Genomic DNA, 19,077 nt, shown 5'->3' with positions numbered 1-19,077 from the left:
ATGTCGGAGAATGAAATTATTACGCAGGAAGACCCTCAGATGCTGATGTTTTCACAACTGATGGAGGGCACATTGAAGAAATTGGAGCGGTATTGCGCTACCGCCCGTCCGATGCTGGGCGGAGAGGTTTACCTCACTGGCGAAGAGGTTTGCAGCCAATTACGGCTCAGCACACGTACGCTCCAAGAGTACAGAAACTTAGGAACACTTCCTTTCTACAAAATCGGAGGGAAGATACTTTACAAACAGAGCGACATACAAACAATGCTTGAAAGGCATTATAACGCAATACCCAAGAAATTATGGCAAGAATAGATGAACAAAGGAAACAGCGTATAGAACAAGCCCTTCGAGATATGGGCAATTATGGCGTTAAGCTCCGCAAGCCCGAAGAGTTGCCCGATTTTGATCAGCCCATAGATTATGAAGAGGAAAAGAAAAGATTTGAGCCTGTTAAAGTTGAGGAACAAAATGACAAGGAGAGTCACAAGGACTATTCTCAACCGTCCAATCAAGAAACAGAGTTGTCACCAACGGAAAGGGCTACTTCTACCGAAGAGAATCATCAACGAATGGGAAAAACAAGGGACAGGAAGCAATTATCCGAGTTTCAGGGGAAATATCTCCAGCCCTTTCGCAACAGCCACCGCAAAGCCGTGTATGTCTCGGAGGAAACCCAAAGGAGACTTGACTATGTGGTGCGGAAGATTGGCGAGCAGGGTGCAAGTATTTCTGGATATGTGGAGCAGGTGCTCCGGGAACACCTTGACTACTACAAAGATGATGTGGAAACGTGGCGGAAGCTCTGAACTGCTGCGTTCACCGAACGCAAGCCTACGCTGAGTTACTGTATTCAATGAATGCAGTAACACGGCATGGGCTTATAATCCCATTTTCTACATCAGCAAGGTGTGTCTTTGTACCACAAATTGCCATTTGTACCACAAAGCCCCTTGCCCCAATTGGGGATTAAATCACTCCAAAGTCGTGATTAGAAAGCAATGAAAAAGCAGAAACAAAAGAAGCCAGACGGCAGATGTGCCACCTGCCCAAGATGGGACAGATGGCACATCAGGATACCTAATTCTGAAGACCAGCAGAAGCTTATCAGACTCTACCGCAAGTCGGGAGCAAAAACGAAAAGTGATTTTGTCCGAGCAAGACTTTTAGGTGGAGCCTTTAAGGTCATCATCCAAGACCCTGCCAAAGAACCTTACTTGGAGAAACTCTCCGAAATCGTCTCCATGACTCATAAGATAGGCGTGCTATACAACGAAGCCGTGAAAGCCCTCAATACTTATCATTCTGTCGCCACTGCTCAACGAATACTGGATAAACTCGAAACTTATTCTCAACTTCTCATCAGATTCCAACATCAAGTAGTGCAACTGACAAAATCTCTTGACTTACATCGATAGCGCTGTTTCTCTGTACTACTTTTACCACTTCTGATAATACGATTAGAGTTGTAATGTGCTCATCAACTAATAGTTCACCATACGGCAGGTAAGCATCATACTGGGTGATGTTGGCTCTGTCGTCTGTGATGTAGGATGTGCTGCCGAGGTGGTCACTGTGATAGAAGAAGGACTCCTCCTTCGTTGTGTCGTTTGGAATGTAGCCATATCCAGCCTGTGGGTCATCAGGGTTGCTCGGGTCATTCCAGCTTACAGGTGGACTGGGGTTAGTATTCGGTGTGGTGTTAGGGCGTGGAGTCTGAATCCAACCCTGTGGCACATCATGGTTGCCGAGTTCTGTGAGGACGGCATTATAACCAACACCCGTGTTCTCTGGGTCACCATACGCACCCTTCATTGTAGGTACACCAGGAGCTACACCTACCTTCTTATAGTACGCCTCCTTCTGTGTCTGAATCTGATTCATACGCTCAGCGTAGTCCTGCTGACCGGCAGTTACGTATGAGCCGTTGCGTCCATAGACGTTGTTAAACAGTCCCGTCCCTATCCTTGAAGCAACTCGTTTGGCACCAAGGAAGTAATGCTTTGTGAAGCGATTCTTGTTGATGCTGATTATCGAAGCAGGATAAAGCGTGAAGTTGTCAGTCTCATGGAATGTGATGCCCTGCGGTGCACCATTGATATACACACCCTCCATCGTGCCGTAGCTCTTCATGATACGTTCACCGGCTGCATTATACGTATAGCGTGAGGTTTTGCCATTGTCAGAGAGTACCATCAGGCGGTTGTCCTCGTCCCAGTACATCTCACGGGTAGCGTTGGTCGAGTCGTTGGTCATGTCTGTCTCGCCCGCGTCGGGGTGGTTCACCATCAGCTTGCGTCCCAGCTGGTCGTATTCGTATCTGGTCTCCCTGCCGTTAAGGTGCGTAACCGTCGTCACCTCGTTCACGGGATTGTAGGCATATTTCAAGGTAATGTTCTCACCACCGTCCTATCGGGGACATCCGTCACCTTCGTCTCCAGCATCGGAATACCCTTGCATGAAGAAAAAGGTATCAATTTCCGTCACCACTTTCACTATTAATAAGTATCAAAACTCTTCATCTATCCAATATCTTACCTCATTGAACCTTATATCAATTAGTTAAATCTGATATTTCTTTTAAAATCTGGTCACATTTAACTAATGAAAATTTAATCTCATTTGAATAAGGGATTTTGATCCAATCTCCACCATCATCATCGAGTGCAGAGTAAGCTATCGGCCGAATACAAATATTACCAGAAATAAGGCAGAAGCCATAAAACTCTTTCATTTCGAATATAGAACGAAGAGATTTAGGAAAGCTCAGTACCTTTTTATTTATGACTTTCTGTACCATAGGTGTAGTTATAAGGTTAACCTGATATACATTGCCTTTCCTAACAATAAAAGTAAAAGGCTTTTCACTGTAGCCCCTATGAAACCCTTCGTCTATAACGGAATACAGAAAACTTACGAAATTGTCCTTCCTATATGAAAATAGTTCTATGTCCTCGATAAAAGAGTGATTTGAATAACTCTTGTACATTTTATCACACATAAGTGATATGTGATTTAATTTATTAAATAGAATTCCTCCATCTTTTCTTATATGTAAGAAAGTATTCTCTCCTGAGACAATTGTATCTATTTTTACAAAAGAGTTTCTTAAATTACTCTTTCTACTATCATTTAAATACAGTTTAATTTGTTCTGGTAAAGTTATTTTATTATTGTCAATTGAAGCAGTGTTAACTGTAGCAATATAAACTTGACTCATATTGCTTTTTGTGTTTAGACTTTTACCTTTGCAATACAAGAATGTTCCTATAGATAAATCATTAGGATGAGAATATACGTTTTTATTAATTTCATACTCTTCTTTATTATTTAGTTTAAATTATCTTGAGGGTATTTTAATTTTAGATTCTTTGTATCCCTTAAATGGATCCGCTGAAAAGATCTTATAATTTTCAGCCATTTTGGTATCATATTTGTTATCTTTATAACTAGGACCATTATAGAGACGTGCAAATGTAGCCCAATCATGATTTAGCAAAGCTTTTCGCATTGCATGATTAGCAGAAATATAATTTGTAAATGCATCGAGCATTTTATCCTCGTCAGCACTAAACATAGCGTCACCAAATTCCTTAGCAGATTTATAACCTGCATCCTTATAGTTGCTCCCCATAATTTGAAAACTCCCATAAGATATTGAGGAATACGCTGCTTCCTCATCCAGTTTTTTAGCCTTCTCAAACCGACGATATTGGTTAGAAGGATTGCCATATTGATCAATTTCAGGAGTTGCCACTTCTTTGCCTTTCTCCTTATGAGTTTTCCCTTTAAAGGGAGTAGGTGCTGATATATCTCTATCTTTATTATATTTACCATGTGTAAATTTACTAAAATAATGGCGCTCATACAAAATCTTTATACGACCATCCTTTGTATAAGTTTGACCTCCTGTCTCCGTCTGAAATACAGCCCTAATGACAGATAACTCTACACCTAATTTTTTAGCAGCCTTTCTCAAGGCTGAAAGAGATGGCTTGTAACCAACCTCATCTATAAATTTCACAGGGTTATCGAGCGTATATACATAACCACATACTGTTGGATATTTCTCTGTTAGTTTGTCCACCCCATACCACAAACTCGTTACTGGGTTCATGTACCTTGCACCATAATAGTACAAACCTGTCTCTTCATCGAAATGTTTACCGTTGAACTTGTACGGTAGGTCTTCACTGCTGCTGTGTTCATCAACGAGGAGTTCCCCGTATGGCAAGTAGGCATCATACTGGGTGATGTTGGCGTGGTCGTCCGTGATGTAAGACGTACTGCCAAGGTGATCACTGTGATAGAAGAAGGTTTCCTCTTTCGTAGTGTCATTAGGGATGTAGCCATAACCAGCCTGTGGGTCATCAGGGTTACTCGGGTCATTCCAACTTACAGGTGGACCGGGGTTGGTATTCGGTGTGGTGTTGGGGCGTGGAGTCTGAATCCAACCCTGTGGCACATCATGGTTACCGAGTTCTGTGAGAACGGAATTATAACCAACACCCGTGTTCTCTGGATCACCATACGCCCCCTTCTCTGTCGGTACACCAGGAGCTACACCCACCTTCTTATAATAAGCCTCTTTCTGCTTCTGTATCTGATTCATACGCTCTGCATAGTCCTGCTGACCAGCCGTTACGTATGAGCCGTTGCGTCCGTAAACGTTGTTAAACAGACCTGTTCCTATTCTTGAAGCAACTCGTTTGTCACCAATGAAGTAATGCTTCGTAAAGCGATTCTTGTTGATGCTGATTATCGAAGCAGGATAAAGCGTGAAGTTGTCCGTCTCGTGAAAAGTGATACCTTGTGGTGCACCATTGATATACACACCCTCCATCGTACCATAACTCTTCATGATGCGTTCGCCGGCAGCGTTGTAAGTGTAACGACTCGTCTTGCCATTATCAGAGAGTACCATCAGGCGGTTGTCTTCATCCCAGTACATCTCACGAGTCGTATTCGTAGAGTCGTTCGTTACCAGCGTTGGATTACCATTGGCATCGTATGTATAATGGTCGTGACCAATCTGTGTTGGAGCCGTCGGGTGACTGCTGTCCTCGTACTTATAAGCAAAGTTATAAGACTTCGCAGTTGTTGTTGAATCCACCTTCTGCACCTTTGTCAGCGGTTCACTCATCCGTCCGAACGACATCACCATATCATACGATGCACGCTTAGCCTTACCACTTGCATGAACAAGGCGGTTCAGCTCATCATACTCATACGTATGCGAACTCCTTCCTCCCAGCTTCGCCTTGTTGAGTTTTGTAAGCGACGTTGGGTTAGCAGCATTAGTGATACCAAGGATATTATCCACAGCATCATAACGGTACCTATTCTCCATCACAGTCTGACCATCCGCTGTAAGGTTCATCACCTGCAGACGTTCACGCTGCTTATCGTAGGTATAGGTTGTCTCCGTGCCATTACCAAGCTTCGTATAGACCGTATGGCCCTCCTTATCGTAACCTATCCTATCAACAATAACGCTCTGACGTCCCTGTTTATTGCTCGTAAGACTCTCCACCTGTCCTGCAGCATTGTAGTGATAAGTCACCACTTCACCATCAGGGTAAGTCATCGTCTGCACACGGTTCCAACTGTCATACGTAGCACCATAGACATAAGTCCTGATATCCGCCACACTTGCCATGACTGTACGTACAGTCTTTGTCACCTCACCCTGTCTGCCATAGTAATACGCTTCACCACCCGAAGCATCCTCAACGAGGGCAAGACGACCGGCACGGTTATACTTATCGCCAGCCTTACCATAGGTATAAGTAACACGATTGAAGAGATTTTCTGGATAAAGCACCTCATGGAGTCGCTCGAAGTCGTAGGTGTAAGAGATATACCCCTTGTCAGATATCGACTTCCTAAGCTCTGCCGTGAGCTTCGTCAGGAGGTTGCCTGCCGCATCATAGGTCATATTCGTTTCTCCAGCATCAGGATGGTTCACCATCAGTTTGCGACCAAGCAAGTCGTAGGCATACTTCGTCTCCCTACCGTTAGGATGCTGAACTTTCATCACCTGACCAACAGGGTCATAGCTGTACTTCACCGTGATATCCTCACCACGAGCATGCTGCACCGTTTCACGGTTGCGCCCCTTGGCATCGGTATAGCTCTCCGCATGTCGTCCCAGTGCATCCGTGACCGTTGTCTGGAGCATTGGTTCACCGTCATGGCTACCGATACTGTAGGCTGTGCGTGTCACACTGCCATCAGCAAGCGTCACACTCGTGGTACGGTCGTGCGCATCATACTCTGTCTTTGCCTGCAAATCACCTGTAGCATGGTTGTAAGTACCAATATTACCATGGCTCTCCGTCATTGGATAATAAGCCGCAATATTACGTCCAAAGGCATCGATAACAACCCTTCCACTGACGATGGAGACCTTTTGATTGCTGCCACCAGACCACACCACACCCGTCTGCTTCGTCTGGACGGCACGCCTATGGTAAGAACAGGGATTACTATGCACATGAACTTGTTACGAGTGAATATCTCTATACCGCTGATGGAAAGAAACTGCAGGGCGCTGTCTATGACTACGACCTGAAGACACTTGCCGTTGGTAATAATACGACAGATGCTGTTGTCTTCCCTGCCCTAAAGACACTCGTTCAAAGTAACTTTGATGAAGTCAGTGGGGACAGTCTGTCGGTTGCTGTCAGCAATACTTACGATGACTATGGTAACCTACAGGGATATAAGGAGACTACAACAGCCTATAGCTTAGAGGCAAACATTAACTATCATAAGATTGCCGACAAGTATATCGTCAGTATCCCGAGCCATATCACTGTCAGCAGTGGTAGTAAGATTTATCGTGAACGCTCAACGAAGGTAGACGGCAACGGTGAGATAACGGAAATCATGCTCCATAACGGTGACAAGCCTTCTGTCTATAACATGACTTACGATGGCTATGGCAACATCACACGCATGACGAAGCCGGAGAACTATAACCATCAGCGTATGTTCTATGCTTATACGTATGATGACCTCTATCACAGTCTTGTGACAAGTGTCAAGGATGCCTACGGCTATAGCTCCAGTACGGCTTATGATGGTCTTTGGAATGCTCCGGCCGTAACGACCGACCTTAACGGGCAGAAGATGGAATACACCTACGATGCACTGGGCAGACAGAGGACTATCCGTGCTCCGTATGAGATAGAGAGCGGTCAGCCGTTTACTATCCGCTTTGAGTACTTCCCTGCAGAACGTAAGGCACATACCATTCATTATTCTAAGGAAGGCAACATAGATACCTACACCTTTGCCGACTCGCTGATGCGTGCCGTCCAGACGAAACAGACAGGTGTGGTCTGGTCTGGTGGCAGCAATCAAAAGGTCTCCATCGTCAGTGGGAGGGCTGTTATCGATGCCTTTGGACGTAATATTGCGGCTTATTATCCAATGACGGAGAGCCATGGTAATATTGGTACTTACAACCATGCTACAGGTGATCTGCAGGCAAAGACAGAGTATGATGCGCACGACCGTACCATGAGTGTTACGCTTGCTGACGGCAGTGTGACACGCACAGCCTACAGTATCGGTAGTCATGACGGTGAACCGATGCTTCAGACAACGGTCACGGATGCACTGGGACGACATGCGGAGAGCTATACCGATGCCAAGGGGCGTAACCGGGAGACGGTGCAGCATGCTCGTGGTGAGGATATCACGGTGAAGTACAGCTATGACCCTGTCGGTCAGGTGATGACAGTTCAGCATCCTAACGGTAGGGAGACGAAGTATGCCTATGACTTGCTTGGTCGCAAACTGATGGTGAACCATCCTGATGCAGGTGAGACGGATATGACCTATGATGCGGCAGGCAACCTCCTGACGAAGCTCACGGCAGAACTTAGGAAGTCGATATCTGACAAGGGTTACATCTCTTACACCTACGACTTCGAACGGCTTCACGAGGTGCTTTATCCCGAAAATCTCTTCAACCGTGTTACTTATACCTATGGTAAGGCTGGCGATAAGTACAACCGTGCCGGTCGTCTTGCCCTCGTAGAGGATGCGAGTGGCGGTGAAGTCTACTACTACGGCAGACAGGGTGAGGTGACAAAGACTGTCCGTACGGTCATGGCGAGCGTGGCGGATATCAGGACTTATGTCTATGGTGCTACGTATGACAGCTGGAACCGTGTGCAGACGATGACTTATCCTGACGGTGAAGTGGTGACTTATCACTACAATGCTGCAGGACAGGTTGAGAGTCTTACGAGCAATAAACAGGGACGTCAGAGCGTTATTGTTGACAGGATAGGTTACGACAAAGAGGGTCATACGGTCTATACGAAGCTCGGTAACGGCACGGAGACTACCTATACCTACGACAAGCAGCGTGAACGTCTGCAGGTGATGAACCTTACAGCGGACGGTCAGACTGTGATGGAAAACAGATATCGTTATGATGCTGTGGATAATATCCTCGGTATTACGAATGCTGCCAACCCAACGTCGCTGACGAAACTCAACAAGGCGAAGCTGGGAGGAAGGAGTTCGCATACGTATGAGTATGATGAGCTGAACCGTCTTATTCATGCAAACGGTAAGGCAAAGCGTGCATCGTATGACATGGTGATGTCGTTCGGACGGATGAGTGAACCGCTGACAAAGGTGCAGAAGGTGGACTCAACGACGACTGCGAAGTCTTATAACTTTGCTTATAAGTACGAGGACAGTAACCACCCGACGGCTCCAACACAGATTGGTCACGACCATTACACATACGATGCTAATGGTAATCCAACACTGGTAACGAACGACTCAACGAACACTACCCGTGAGATGTACTGGGATGAAGACAACCGTCTGATGGTTCTCTCTGACAACGGTAAGACAAGTCGTTATACTTACAACGCTACTGGCGAACGTATCATGAAGAGTTACGGTACGATGGAAGGTGTGTATATCAACGGTGCACCACAAGGCATCACGTTCCACGAGACAGACAACTTCACGCTTTATCCTGCAAGTATTCTCTCTGTAAACAAGAATAGATTCACGAAGCATTACTTCATTGGTGACAAACGAATCGCCAGCCGTATCGGTACAGGATTGTTCAATAACGTCTATGGACGCAACGGTTCATACGTAACGGCTGGTCAGCAGGACTATGCAGAACGTATGAATCAGATTCAGACACAGAAAGAGGCGTATTATAAGAAGGTGGGTGTAGCCCCTGGTGTACCTACAGAGAAGGGTGCGTATGGTGATCCGGAGAACACGGGTGTTGGTTATAATGCCGTTCTCACAGAACTTGGTAACCATGATGTGCCACAGGGCTGGATTCAGACTCCACGCCCCAACACCACACCAAATACCAACCCTGGTCCACCTGTAAGCTGGAACGACCCAAGCAACCCTGATGACCCGCAGGCTGGTTATGGCTACATCCCTAATGACACAACGAAAGAGGAAACCTTCTTCTATCATAGTGACCACCTCGGTTCAACGTCTTACATCACAGACGATCATGCCAACATCACCCAGTATGATGCTTACCTTCCATACGGTGAACTGTTAGTTGACGAACATAGTAGCAGTGAAGAACTGCCATATAAGTTCAATGGCAAACAGTTCGATGAAGAGACCGGCTTGTACTATTACGGTGCAAGGTACATGAATCCTATGACAAGTCTATGGTATGGAGTGGATCCTGAAATCGAAAAAGTTCCAGGATGTTCACCTTTTACCTATACATTTTCTAATCCTATTACTCTAATAGATCCTAACGGGCAATCCGCAAAAGTTACTGTAAATGCTCATTCTAAAACAATAGTAGTAAGTGCCACTCTTGTTTTTTATGGAGAATGTGCTTCTGCTGCAATTGCAGCACAGACAGCTGCAGATATTCAGAATGGTTGGAATGAGGCTCATGGTACAGTAAAATTAGGTAATACCACTTATAATGTAATATTTAAAATTAAGGGAGAATATCGTGATGTAAGTGGCTGGTTAGGATTAAAGCGAGCTGAACTTAAGTTGGAAATGGCGAAGAATACTGATCCTGAAATAAATTACATAGAAGTTGTTAAGTATGCTACCAAAGGTAGTATTCCAGGTATTTCTAATTTCGACATAGGAGGAAACCGAGGTGAATTTCAGTATAATAATATTCAAGGCTCTGGTACAACAACGGAAGCGCATGAATTTGGTCATGGATTAGGGTTGAAACATCCTGATAGGGATCTTCGAAAGAAAGGGCAACCTGGAATAATGGCTCCAAGAAATACTCTTGTAGATCCTAAATACCAGTATAATCCGAAAGCAAAACCTGATTCACGTAACGGAGGAACTCTGAATCCAGCAAAGAGAAAAGTTACACAAGAAGATATTGACAATTTAAAAATTAATAAATTACATTTTAAGGATGGGAAAGCATATCTCGGTCACGCCACTTAAATTTTTGATGGCATTGTTATTATGGATATTTTTCTTGGCTTATTCTTGCAGTAATCGTGTTAAATCTTATATTGATTCTAACCAAATAGTGGGATGTTGGCATTTAGAAGATGAGAGTGGTGCCTTATGTTATAATCAACTAACATTCTATAAGGACTCAACAGCAATAGTTGATAATAAAATAGATACGCTTATGTATTTTAGATATAAAATAATAAATGATACATTATATCTAAGAGATATAGATAATCGTATAACAATCGGAGTTATCAATTCCTTGGATTCATGTGAACTGCTATTTGATAATTTCCGAGAAAAAAAGCATAAAATGGAATATATTAGGGTTAAAATGGATACTAAAGATTTGGACAGCTCTTTTGTTAAAGAATTTATCCCCAATTGAAAATAGTAAAAAAATATAAGGTCCTTTTGCATTGTTAGGTTGTACAACAACTGCAAGTATGATGCTGTGGATAATATCCTCGGCATTAGTAATGTAGTGAATCCTCAAGATATAAACAAACACAACCCGGCTAAGCTCGGCGGTGCGTTCAGCCACAACTATCAGTATGACGAGCTGAACCGCCTTATTCATGCAAGCGGTAAAGCAAAGCGTGCATCATATGATATGGTGATGTCGTTCGGACGTATGAGTGAGCCACTCACTAAGGTGCAGAAAGTGGACTCAACGACGACTGCCAAGTCTTATAACTTTGCTTATAAGTATGAGGACAGTAACCATCCGACGGCTCCAACACAGATTGGTCACGACCATTACACATACGATGCTAATGGTAATCCAACGCTGGTAACGAACGACTCTACGAATACTACCCGTGAGATGTACTGGGATGAAGACAACCGTCTGATGGTACTCTCTGATAACGGCAAGACGAGTCGTTACACTTACAATGCTGCTGGTGAGCGTATCATGAAGAGTTACGGTACGATGGAAGGTGTGTATATCAATGGTGCACCACAGGGTATTACCTTCCACGAGACGGACAACTTCACGCTTTATCCTGCAAGTATCCTCTCTGTTAACAAGAATAGATTCACGAAGCATTACTTCATTGGTGACAAACGAATCGCTTCAAGGATAGGAACGGGTATGTTTAACAACGTTTATGGACGCAACGGTTCATACGTAACGGCTGGTCAGCAGGACTATGCAGAACGTATGAATCAGATTCAGACACAGAAAGAGGCGTATTATAAGAAGGTGGGTGTAGCCCCTGGTGTACCAACAGAGAAGGGTGCGTATGGTGATCCGGAGAACACGGGTGTTGGTTATAATGCCGTCCTCACTGAACTCGGTAACCATGATGTGCCACAGGGTTGGATTCAGACTCCACGCCCCAATACTACACCGAATACCAATCCTGGTCCACCTGTAAGCTGGAACGACCCAAGCAACCCTGATGACCCGCAGGCTGGTTATGGTTACATTCCAAACGACACCACAAAAGAGGAGACCTTCTTCTATCACAGTGACCACCTCGGCTCAACGTCTTATATTACAGATGATCATGCCAACATCACACAGTATGATGCTTACCTGCCGTATGGTGAGCTGTTGGTTGACGAACATAGTAGCAGTGAAGAACTACCATATAAGTTCAATGGCAAACAGTTCGATGAAGAGACTGGCTTGTACTATTACGGTGCAAGGTATATGAATCCTGTCACCAGCTTGTGGTATGGAGTGGATCCAAAATGTTATAAAAATATTCATTTAGGTAGTTATGTTTATTGTTCCTCAAATCCAATAGTTAGAATAGACCCAAACGGAGAAGATGATTATGTTACAAATGTAAAGACAGGAGCTATAGCTATTATTCGAACTAAGGATAATACACATTCGTTCTATATAACGAATGGGCAAAAAACTATAGAAGTAGGAACATATAAATATAACAGTCATAATCTTATAGGTATGAGTGGCAAAGTTTCTTTCTCTAATTTTGAGGGAGCAGAGTCTCGTATAACATTTAAGTCTGGTAATGAAAAGGAAAATTATATTAGTCCTTTGGCTTTAGCAGCATTGATAGGAGCAACATCAGATGTTGGTGCTAATGATGTTTATGTTAATCATTTTAGCAACGCCGATGGTTCTTCTCCAGCACCTAGCCATTCACATAAAAATGGAATTAACGGTGATCTTCGTTATTTTAGTAAAGATCATTCTGGCTCTAGGAGACTTGTGTCCGATGCTCAGTTTGATGAAGAGAGAGAGATTCGCTTTGTAAAGGCTTTGCATAAATATGGGTGGGCTCAGACGAAATCTATGATGGTTTCTGAACGATATGGTAATCATAAATTACTACCTTATACTTGGTCAGCAAAAGAGCATAAGATTCCGTCTGCTCATAATAATCATTTACATCTTCAAGGATTTAGGCCAAATGTTTCAACCATGTATTATGGTGGAAATCTAAATGAAGTAGTTGTCACGACAAAAGTAAATCATCATGAATAAATATTTTTTGCTTGCATTTATAGTACTCTCTCTCTCTCAAGTTTTGGGGCGATGTGGTACTCTGACACTTAATACTAAGAAAGAAATAACAAAAGTAGTTTCTCAATATAGAGACACCTTGAGCATTGTCTGTTTATATCAAGACTCTCTGGGAAATGCTATTTCAACAGATAGTGTATATATTTTGTATAATCAAGATATGACACCTTTTTGTAAAATTGAGAAAAATGAAGAAGGAGACCCTGTTTGTGAGAAACTAAAAGGAAAGATAGTCTCATATTACCCTAGTTGGTCTATTATAACTTTATTTAGTAGAGACTTCAATAAAGAGTATATGGAGGTAGAGGTTGGTGGGACTTGGAAATTATTAAACAAAAAAAGTATTCACAGGTCTTGTGATCTAAGAAATTTTTTACAGAGTTTATGGTATACTCCACAGTTAGGGGATAGCCTTTATTCGTTGGACAGAAAATCAATTAAGAAAGTTAAGAAATCGGATATGACCTTTAATATTATTGATGTTCAAGGTGATTGGATAAAGCTAAAAGCTCTTAATAATCCAAGTTGTTATTGGTTTAGATGGAAAAATAATTGTAGAGTTTATCAAGATAGATTAATGTATGAATGAGTATTTCCCTCAACGAAATAGGAATTAATTCCGGCAAGAAGCTACAGAGAGGCATCTATTCCTATAAGCTCATTGATGTAAAGGATACTCGTAAAGCCGTAGGTACAGTCGGTGCCCATCACGATAACATCGAGATTCTCTTCCCGGCACTTTCCGCCCTCAGCCAGTCCAACTTCGACGAGCAAAGCGGCGACAGTCTGATCACCAAGGTTGAGAACGCCTATGATAACTTCGGTAACCTCGTGACCTATAAGGAGACGGCAGCAGGTGAAACGCTCGATGCCAAGATCGACTATCACAACCTCTCTGATAAGTACATCGTCAGTGTACCAAGCCGCATCGTGGTAAGCAGTGCGGGCAAGACCTACCGTGAGCGTTCCACCGAGGTGAACCAGAACGGCGAGATTACCGAGATAACGCTCAGCAACGCACCCAAAGCCATCAGTCTATAACATGACTTACGATGGCTATGGTAACATCACACGCATGACGAAGCCAGAGAACTACAATCATCAGCGTATGTTCTATGCTTATACCTATGATGACCGCTATCATAGTCTTGTGACAAGTGTCAAGGATGCCTACGGCTATAGCTCCAGCACGGCTTATGATGGTCTTTGGAATGCTCCGTCTGTAACGACTGACCTTAACGGACAGAAGATGGAATACACCTACGATGCACTGGGCAGACAGATGACAATCCGTGTTCCGTATGAGATAGAGAGCGGTCAGCCGTTTACTATCCGCTTTGAGTACTTCCCTGCAGAGCGTAAGGCACATACCATTCATTATTCTAAGGAAGGCAACATAGATACCTATACCTTTGCCGACTCGCTGATGCGTGCCGTCCAGACGAAGCAGACGGGTGTGGTGTGGTCTGGTGGCAGCAATCAGAAAGTCTCCATCGTCAGTGGAAGGGCTGTCATCGATGCTTTTGGACGTAATATTGCGGCTTATTACCCAATGACGGAGAGCCATGGTAATATTGGCACTTACAACCATGCTACAGGTGATTTGCAGGCAAAGACAGAGTATGATGCGCACGACCGTACCATGAGTGTTACGCTTGCTGACGGCAGTGTGACACGCACAGCCTACAGTATCGGTAGCCATGACGGTGAACCGATGCTTCAGACAACGGTCACGGATGCACTGGGACGACATGCGGAGAGCTATACCGATGCCAAGGGGCGTAACCGGGAGACGGTGCAGCATGCCCGTGGTGAGGATATCACGGTGAAGTACAGCTATGACCCTGTCGGTCAGGTGATGACGGTTCAGCATCCTAACGGTAGGGAGACGAAGTATGCCTACGACCTACTTGGTCGCAAACTGATGGTGAACCATCCTGATGCTGGTGAAACGGATATGACCTATGATGCGGCAGGTAACCTCCTGACGAAACTCACGGCAGAGCTTAGGAAGTCGATATCTGACAAGGGTTACATCTCTTACACCTACGACTTCGAACGACTGCATGAGGTGCTTTATCCAGAAAATCTCTTCAACCGTGTTACTTATACCTATGGTAAGGCTGGCGATAAGTATAACCGTGCCAGTCGTCTTGCCCTCGTAGAGGATGCGAGTGGCGGTGAAGCCTACTACTACGGTCGACAGGGTGAGGTGACAAAGACCGTCCGTACAGTCATGGCGAGCGTGGCGGATATCAGGACTTATGTCTATGGTGCTACGTATGATAGCTGGAACCGTGTGCAGACGATGACTTATCCTGATGGCGAGGTGGTTACCTACCATTACAATGCTGCCGGACAGGTTGAGCGTCTTACGAGCAATAAACAGGGACGTCAGAGCGTTATTGTTGATAGGATAGGTTACGACAAAGAGGGTCATACGGTCTATACGAAACTCGGTAACGGCACGGAGACTACCTATACCTACGACAAGCAGCGTGAACGTCTGCAGGCGATGAACCTTACAGCGGATGGTCAGACTGTGATGGAAAACAGGTATCGTTATGATGCTGTGGACAATATCCTCGGTATTACGAATGCCGCCAACCCAACGTCGCTGACGAAACTCAACAAGGCGAAGCTGGGAGGAAGGAGTTCGCATACGTATGAGTATGATGAGCTGAACCGTCTTATTCATGCAAACGGTAAGGCGAAGCGTGCTTCGTATGATATGGTGATGTCGTTCGGACGGATGAGTGAACCGCTCACAAAGGTGCAGAAGGTGGACTCAACGAACAGCTAAGTCTTATAACTTCGCTTATAAGTATGAGGACAGTAACCATCCGACGGCTCCAACGCAGATTGGTCACGATCATTATACCTATGATGCTAACGGTAATCCAACACTGGTAACGAACGATTCGGCGAATACTACCCGTGAGATGTACTGGGACGAGGACAACCGACTGATGGTCTTAAGCGATAACGGCAAGACGAGTCGATATACGTATAATGCTGCCGGTGAGCGCATCATGAAGAGTTACGGTACGATGGAGGGTGTGTATATCAATGGTGCACCACAGGGTATCACCTTCCACGAGACAGATAACTTCACGCTTTACCCTGCAAGTATCCTCTCTGTTAACAAGAATAGATTCACGAAGCATTACTTTATCGGTGACAAGCGAATCGCCAGCCGTATCGGTACAGGATTGTTTAACAACGTTTACGGACGCAACGGCTCATACGTAACGGCTGGTCAGCAGGACTATGCTGAGCGTATGAATCAGATACAGAAGCAGAAAGAGGCATACTACAAGCAGCAGGGCATTGCCCCAGGTGTACCTACAATGAAGGGTGCGTATGGTGACCCAGAGAATACAAAACGAGGATATAACTCTATCATTGACACACTCGGCAACCACGACGTGCCACAGGGTTGGATTCAGACTCCGAAGCCGAACACCACACCAAATACCAACCCTGGTCCACCTGTAAGCTGGAACGACCCAAGCAACCCTGATGATCCACAGGCTGGATATGGCTATATTCCAAACGACACAACACGTGAGGAGACCTTCTTCTATCATAGTGACCACCTCGGCTCAACGTCTTACATCACAGACGACCATACCAACATTACACAGTATGATGCCTACCTCCCGTATGGTGAACTACTTGTCGATGAGCATAGTAGTAGCGAGGACATGCCGTATAAGTTCAATGGCAAGGAACTTGACGAAGAAACGGGGCTGTACTATTACGGAGCCAGGTACATGGACCCCAAAATCTCCATGTGGTTGGGGGTAGACCCATTAATGGAAAAGTATACAAATGTCAGTGGATATGTTTTTTGTCATAGTAATCCAATAGTTAGAATTGATCGTGATGGATGTGCAGATTATTTTAGCATTAGTGGCAAGTTCATTAGATCGGATAAATCAAAAGATAAAATATCTACATAAGAACTTCTTCTGGTAACGTTTTATTATCTAAATATAATTTCAAGAGAAATTTACGTGCTATGATGCGTATTACGTATCATTATGCTAAGGAAGTTGGGTTAGAAGGTAAGGCTAAGTCTATTGGTGTAAAATCAATGAAGTCGAATCCTGAGGGAGAATTAGCGATAACAACATATGATAATAGGATAAGAGTCTCTACTGTTAATGGGCATTTTAAAAAATCAATGGACCAAATATATAATTTCAGAAGTACATTAGCACATGAAGGCTTTCATATAGATACTCCAAATGGAGTAGATGAAGAAGTTCTTGTAATCATGAAAGAGATGAGTAGGAAAGAATTTGGAAAAACAACACGGTCTTTTAAAGATAATACAGCTGGATATCTTCAAAAAGAATTGGAAAAGTTGTATGCTGTATCAGGTCGTAATTTTTATAAGGTGATAGGTAAGGCACAAAAATGTTAAATAAATATGGGGCTAAAAGTAGTTATGAATTTATAGAAGGAGGAAATAAGATTCATTTTTGACAATAATGAAACATATACATATAATAAAATTATTGCTAATATCCTCATTATTAGTATCATGCCGAAATAATAATGTTAAAGAGATTCTAACTGGGGATAGATATAGATATTGGTATAATGAGAGTGATACAATACTTAATCTTCCTTTATACTTTATTTTAACAAAGATGGACAATTGCAAGTAAAAAGTCAAGACGAAAGGGGGAGATTACAGGACTTTGTTTTCTCCCATGATGTAGAATGGGATCATCGTTGGAGTATAAAAAATGACACATTACTATATATGGGATTGTATGATAATTATTTCGTTATATCAAGGTATAATGATTCTATTGTCACCCTTACACAGAATAACCAGAATATAGTATTACATGCGATTAGAGATCCTCGTATGTTTATACAAAACATTCACGCTAAGAGAAAAAATATTATCGATAGTATTCAATGTATAAATTATGATATACGAATTGATAGAATATGCCCTAATGGCAACAATTATATTCTAAAAGATATTTCTTCCTCAGTTGAGATAAGCAAAGCAGATATGAATATCATAACTCCCCAAAGAGGAGACCGTTTAGTCAAAGAAAAGAATTATGTATTGTTGAATAGAATAACTAATGATTCAATTTATCTATATCGATATACTGTTTCAGGAGAGCATCCAGTTTTATCGATTCTCCAAAGTGGAGAAAAAAAGAATTTCATACAAAGAAATGGGATTTATCAGAGATAAGTGCATTGCTTCTAAAATCGGCACGGGGCAGTTTTATAATGTTTATGGCGTCAATGGCAACATTGTAACGGCAGGGCAGCGCGATTATGCAGCCTGGATGCAGAACATAGAAGCACAGAAGGAGGAATACTAAAAGCAGTTAGGTGTTGTTATTTCTGTAGGTGCAAGTTTTGTAGAGAAACTTATTAACAATGGAGGTAATGTAATTATAGCTATACATCAAATTGATTGGGGAGGTGCTTCAATAGACGCAGCTGTAGCAGGTGCAACCTCTATAATATTTTCCAGTGCCTCTACTGCAAAATTGATTAAGAAACTTACCTCTACAAAGATTGGTAGGTCTAATCTTGCAAAGGTAATGACAAGTATAGTGGCAAATATGATTACAAACATTTCTGCTTCTGTGCTTATATCTTTGAATATGGTAATACTCTTAATACCCTATGTGTCACTTGAAATAACTAAAGCATTAGATTATTATCTTTATGTAACAAGTTGTACGTTTTCTATTGTTTGGTCCAGTTTCTACACCTTAAATATATTGAGGAGTAATGGTATTAAAGGGCAAATTACCGAAGAACTTCAAGTTAAACATTATACCCAAAGTGGTATTGCAGGAAGATCAACTAGTGGCGGTATTACATGTGAATATAAAGGGGATGCCTTACATTTATCTACAACTCGAGAATCTGAGAAACTTTACAAAATATATGGTGACTCTGTAATTAGCCATATAAAAGTTCGCTTAGCTCTAAAAGAAACTTTACCTTATGTGTATTATGTAGATGATGCGTTAATAACGTATTCTGAATTCTATTTAAAATACATATTCGGACATCCCTTTTCGTCATCAAATACACGAAAAGATGGGATACCAGAATAG

The 19,077-nt window shown here is 43.0% G+C and carries 13 protein-coding genes and 2 pseudogenes; 12 read left to right on the top strand and 3 right to left on the bottom strand.

The genetic code is table 11. The features are described 5' to 3' along the window. The 3 genes from J5A56_RS02320 (at position 1) to J5A56_RS02310 (ending at position 1,418) form a co-directional block, all read left to right on the top strand. Positions 1 to 315 (top strand): helix-turn-helix domain-containing protein, encoded by a 315-nt coding sequence (locus J5A56_RS02320; protein WP_211815485.1) that lies wholly within the window; start codon positions 1 to 3, stop codon positions 313 to 315. Beyond that, positions 303 to 809, top strand: a complete 507-nt coding sequence (locus J5A56_RS02315; RefSeq protein ID WP_211815484.1) for a DUF3408 domain-containing protein — start codon at positions 303 to 305, stop codon at positions 807 to 809. The genes J5A56_RS02320 and J5A56_RS02315 overlap by 13 nt, the downstream gene beginning before the upstream one ends. A gap of 192 nt (positions 810 to 1,001) precedes the next feature. Further along, entirely contained in the window at positions 1,002 to 1,418 is a 417-nt protein-coding gene (locus J5A56_RS02310) for a hypothetical protein (RefSeq protein ID WP_021672388.1), read from the top strand. 55 nt (positions 1,419 to 1,473) lie between these two features. Here J5A56_RS02310 and J5A56_RS02305 read toward each other — a convergent pair. The 3 genes and pseudogenes from J5A56_RS02305 to J5A56_RS02295 all read right to left on the bottom strand — a co-directional run. Then, positions 1,474 to 2,286, bottom strand: a pseudogene (locus tag J5A56_RS02305) (RHS repeat-associated core domain-containing protein); the annotation flags it as partial. Between the two features lie 268 nt (positions 2,287 to 2,554). Next, a complete protein-coding gene (locus tag J5A56_RS02300) occupies positions 2,555 to 3,220 on the bottom strand; it encodes a hypothetical protein (RefSeq protein ID WP_231370787.1) in 666 nt (221 codons plus the stop codon). A gap of 120 nt (positions 3,221 to 3,340) precedes the next feature. Then, a complete protein-coding gene (locus J5A56_RS02295) occupies positions 3,341 to 5,659 on the bottom strand; it encodes an N-acetylmuramidase domain-containing protein (RefSeq protein ID WP_432757713.1) in 2,319 nt (772 codons plus the stop codon). Positions 5,660 to 6,891: 1,232 nt separating this feature from the next. Here J5A56_RS02295 and J5A56_RS13375 point away from each other — a divergent pair. From J5A56_RS13375 to J5A56_RS02245, 9 genes and pseudogenes are all read left to right on the top strand, one after another. Beyond that, positions 6,892 to 10,446 (top strand): RHS repeat-associated core domain-containing protein, encoded by a 3,555-nt coding sequence (locus J5A56_RS13375; protein WP_349251575.1) that lies wholly within the window; start codon positions 6,892 to 6,894, stop codon positions 10,444 to 10,446. Further along, the gene (locus J5A56_RS02285) at positions 10,415 to 10,849 is read left to right on the top strand and encodes a hypothetical protein (protein WP_036919112.1); all 435 of its coding nucleotides are present in this window, start codon (positions 10,415 to 10,417) and stop codon (positions 10,847 to 10,849) included. Before J5A56_RS13375 ends, J5A56_RS02285 begins: the two co-directional genes overlap by 32 nt. Positions 10,850 to 11,074: 225 nt before the next feature. Beyond that, a complete protein-coding gene (locus J5A56_RS13370; protein WP_249112067.1) occupies positions 11,075 to 12,925 on the top strand; it encodes an RHS repeat-associated core domain-containing protein in 1,851 nt (616 codons plus the stop codon). Then, positions 12,918 to 13,553: a hypothetical protein gene (locus J5A56_RS02275; protein ID WP_021670946.1), complete on the top strand. Its 636-nt coding sequence runs from the start codon at positions 12,918 to 12,920 to the stop codon at positions 13,551 to 13,553. The genes J5A56_RS13370 and J5A56_RS02275 overlap by 8 nt, the downstream gene beginning before the upstream one ends. 242 nt (positions 13,554 to 13,795) lie before the next feature. Then, positions 13,796 to 16,929, top strand: a pseudogene (locus tag J5A56_RS02265) (RHS repeat-associated core domain-containing protein). Next, complete coding sequence (locus tag J5A56_RS02260; RefSeq protein ID WP_211815500.1) at positions 16,920 to 17,396, top strand: hypothetical protein; 477 nt, start codon at positions 16,920 to 16,922, stop codon at positions 17,394 to 17,396. Before J5A56_RS02265 ends, J5A56_RS02260 begins: the two are co-directional and overlap by 10 nt. Positions 17,397 to 17,633: 237 nt before the next feature. Continuing rightward, positions 17,634 to 18,194 carry a hypothetical protein gene (locus J5A56_RS02255; RefSeq protein WP_249112052.1) on the top strand — a complete coding sequence of 187 codons (561 nt, stop codon included), beginning with the start codon at positions 17,634 to 17,636 and terminating at the stop codon, positions 18,192 to 18,194. Continuing rightward, positions 18,175 to 18,327: a hypothetical protein gene (locus J5A56_RS02250; protein ID WP_021672382.1), complete on the top strand. Its 153-nt coding sequence runs from the start codon at positions 18,175 to 18,177 to the stop codon at positions 18,325 to 18,327. The genes J5A56_RS02255 and J5A56_RS02250 overlap by 20 nt, the downstream gene beginning before the upstream one ends. A gap of 225 nt (positions 18,328 to 18,552) precedes the next feature. Continuing rightward, positions 18,553 to 19,077: a hypothetical protein gene (locus tag J5A56_RS02245; RefSeq protein ID WP_155945354.1), complete on the top strand. Its 525-nt coding sequence runs from the start codon at positions 18,553 to 18,555 to the stop codon at positions 19,075 to 19,077.

The sequence above is a fragment of the Prevotella melaninogenica genome, assembly GCF_018128065.1.
GTDB lineage: Bacteria > Bacteroidota > Bacteroidia > Bacteroidales > Bacteroidaceae > Prevotella.
The sequence above is the reverse complement of the archived record's forward strand: the minus strand, read 5'-3'. Positions and strand labels throughout refer to the sequence as shown.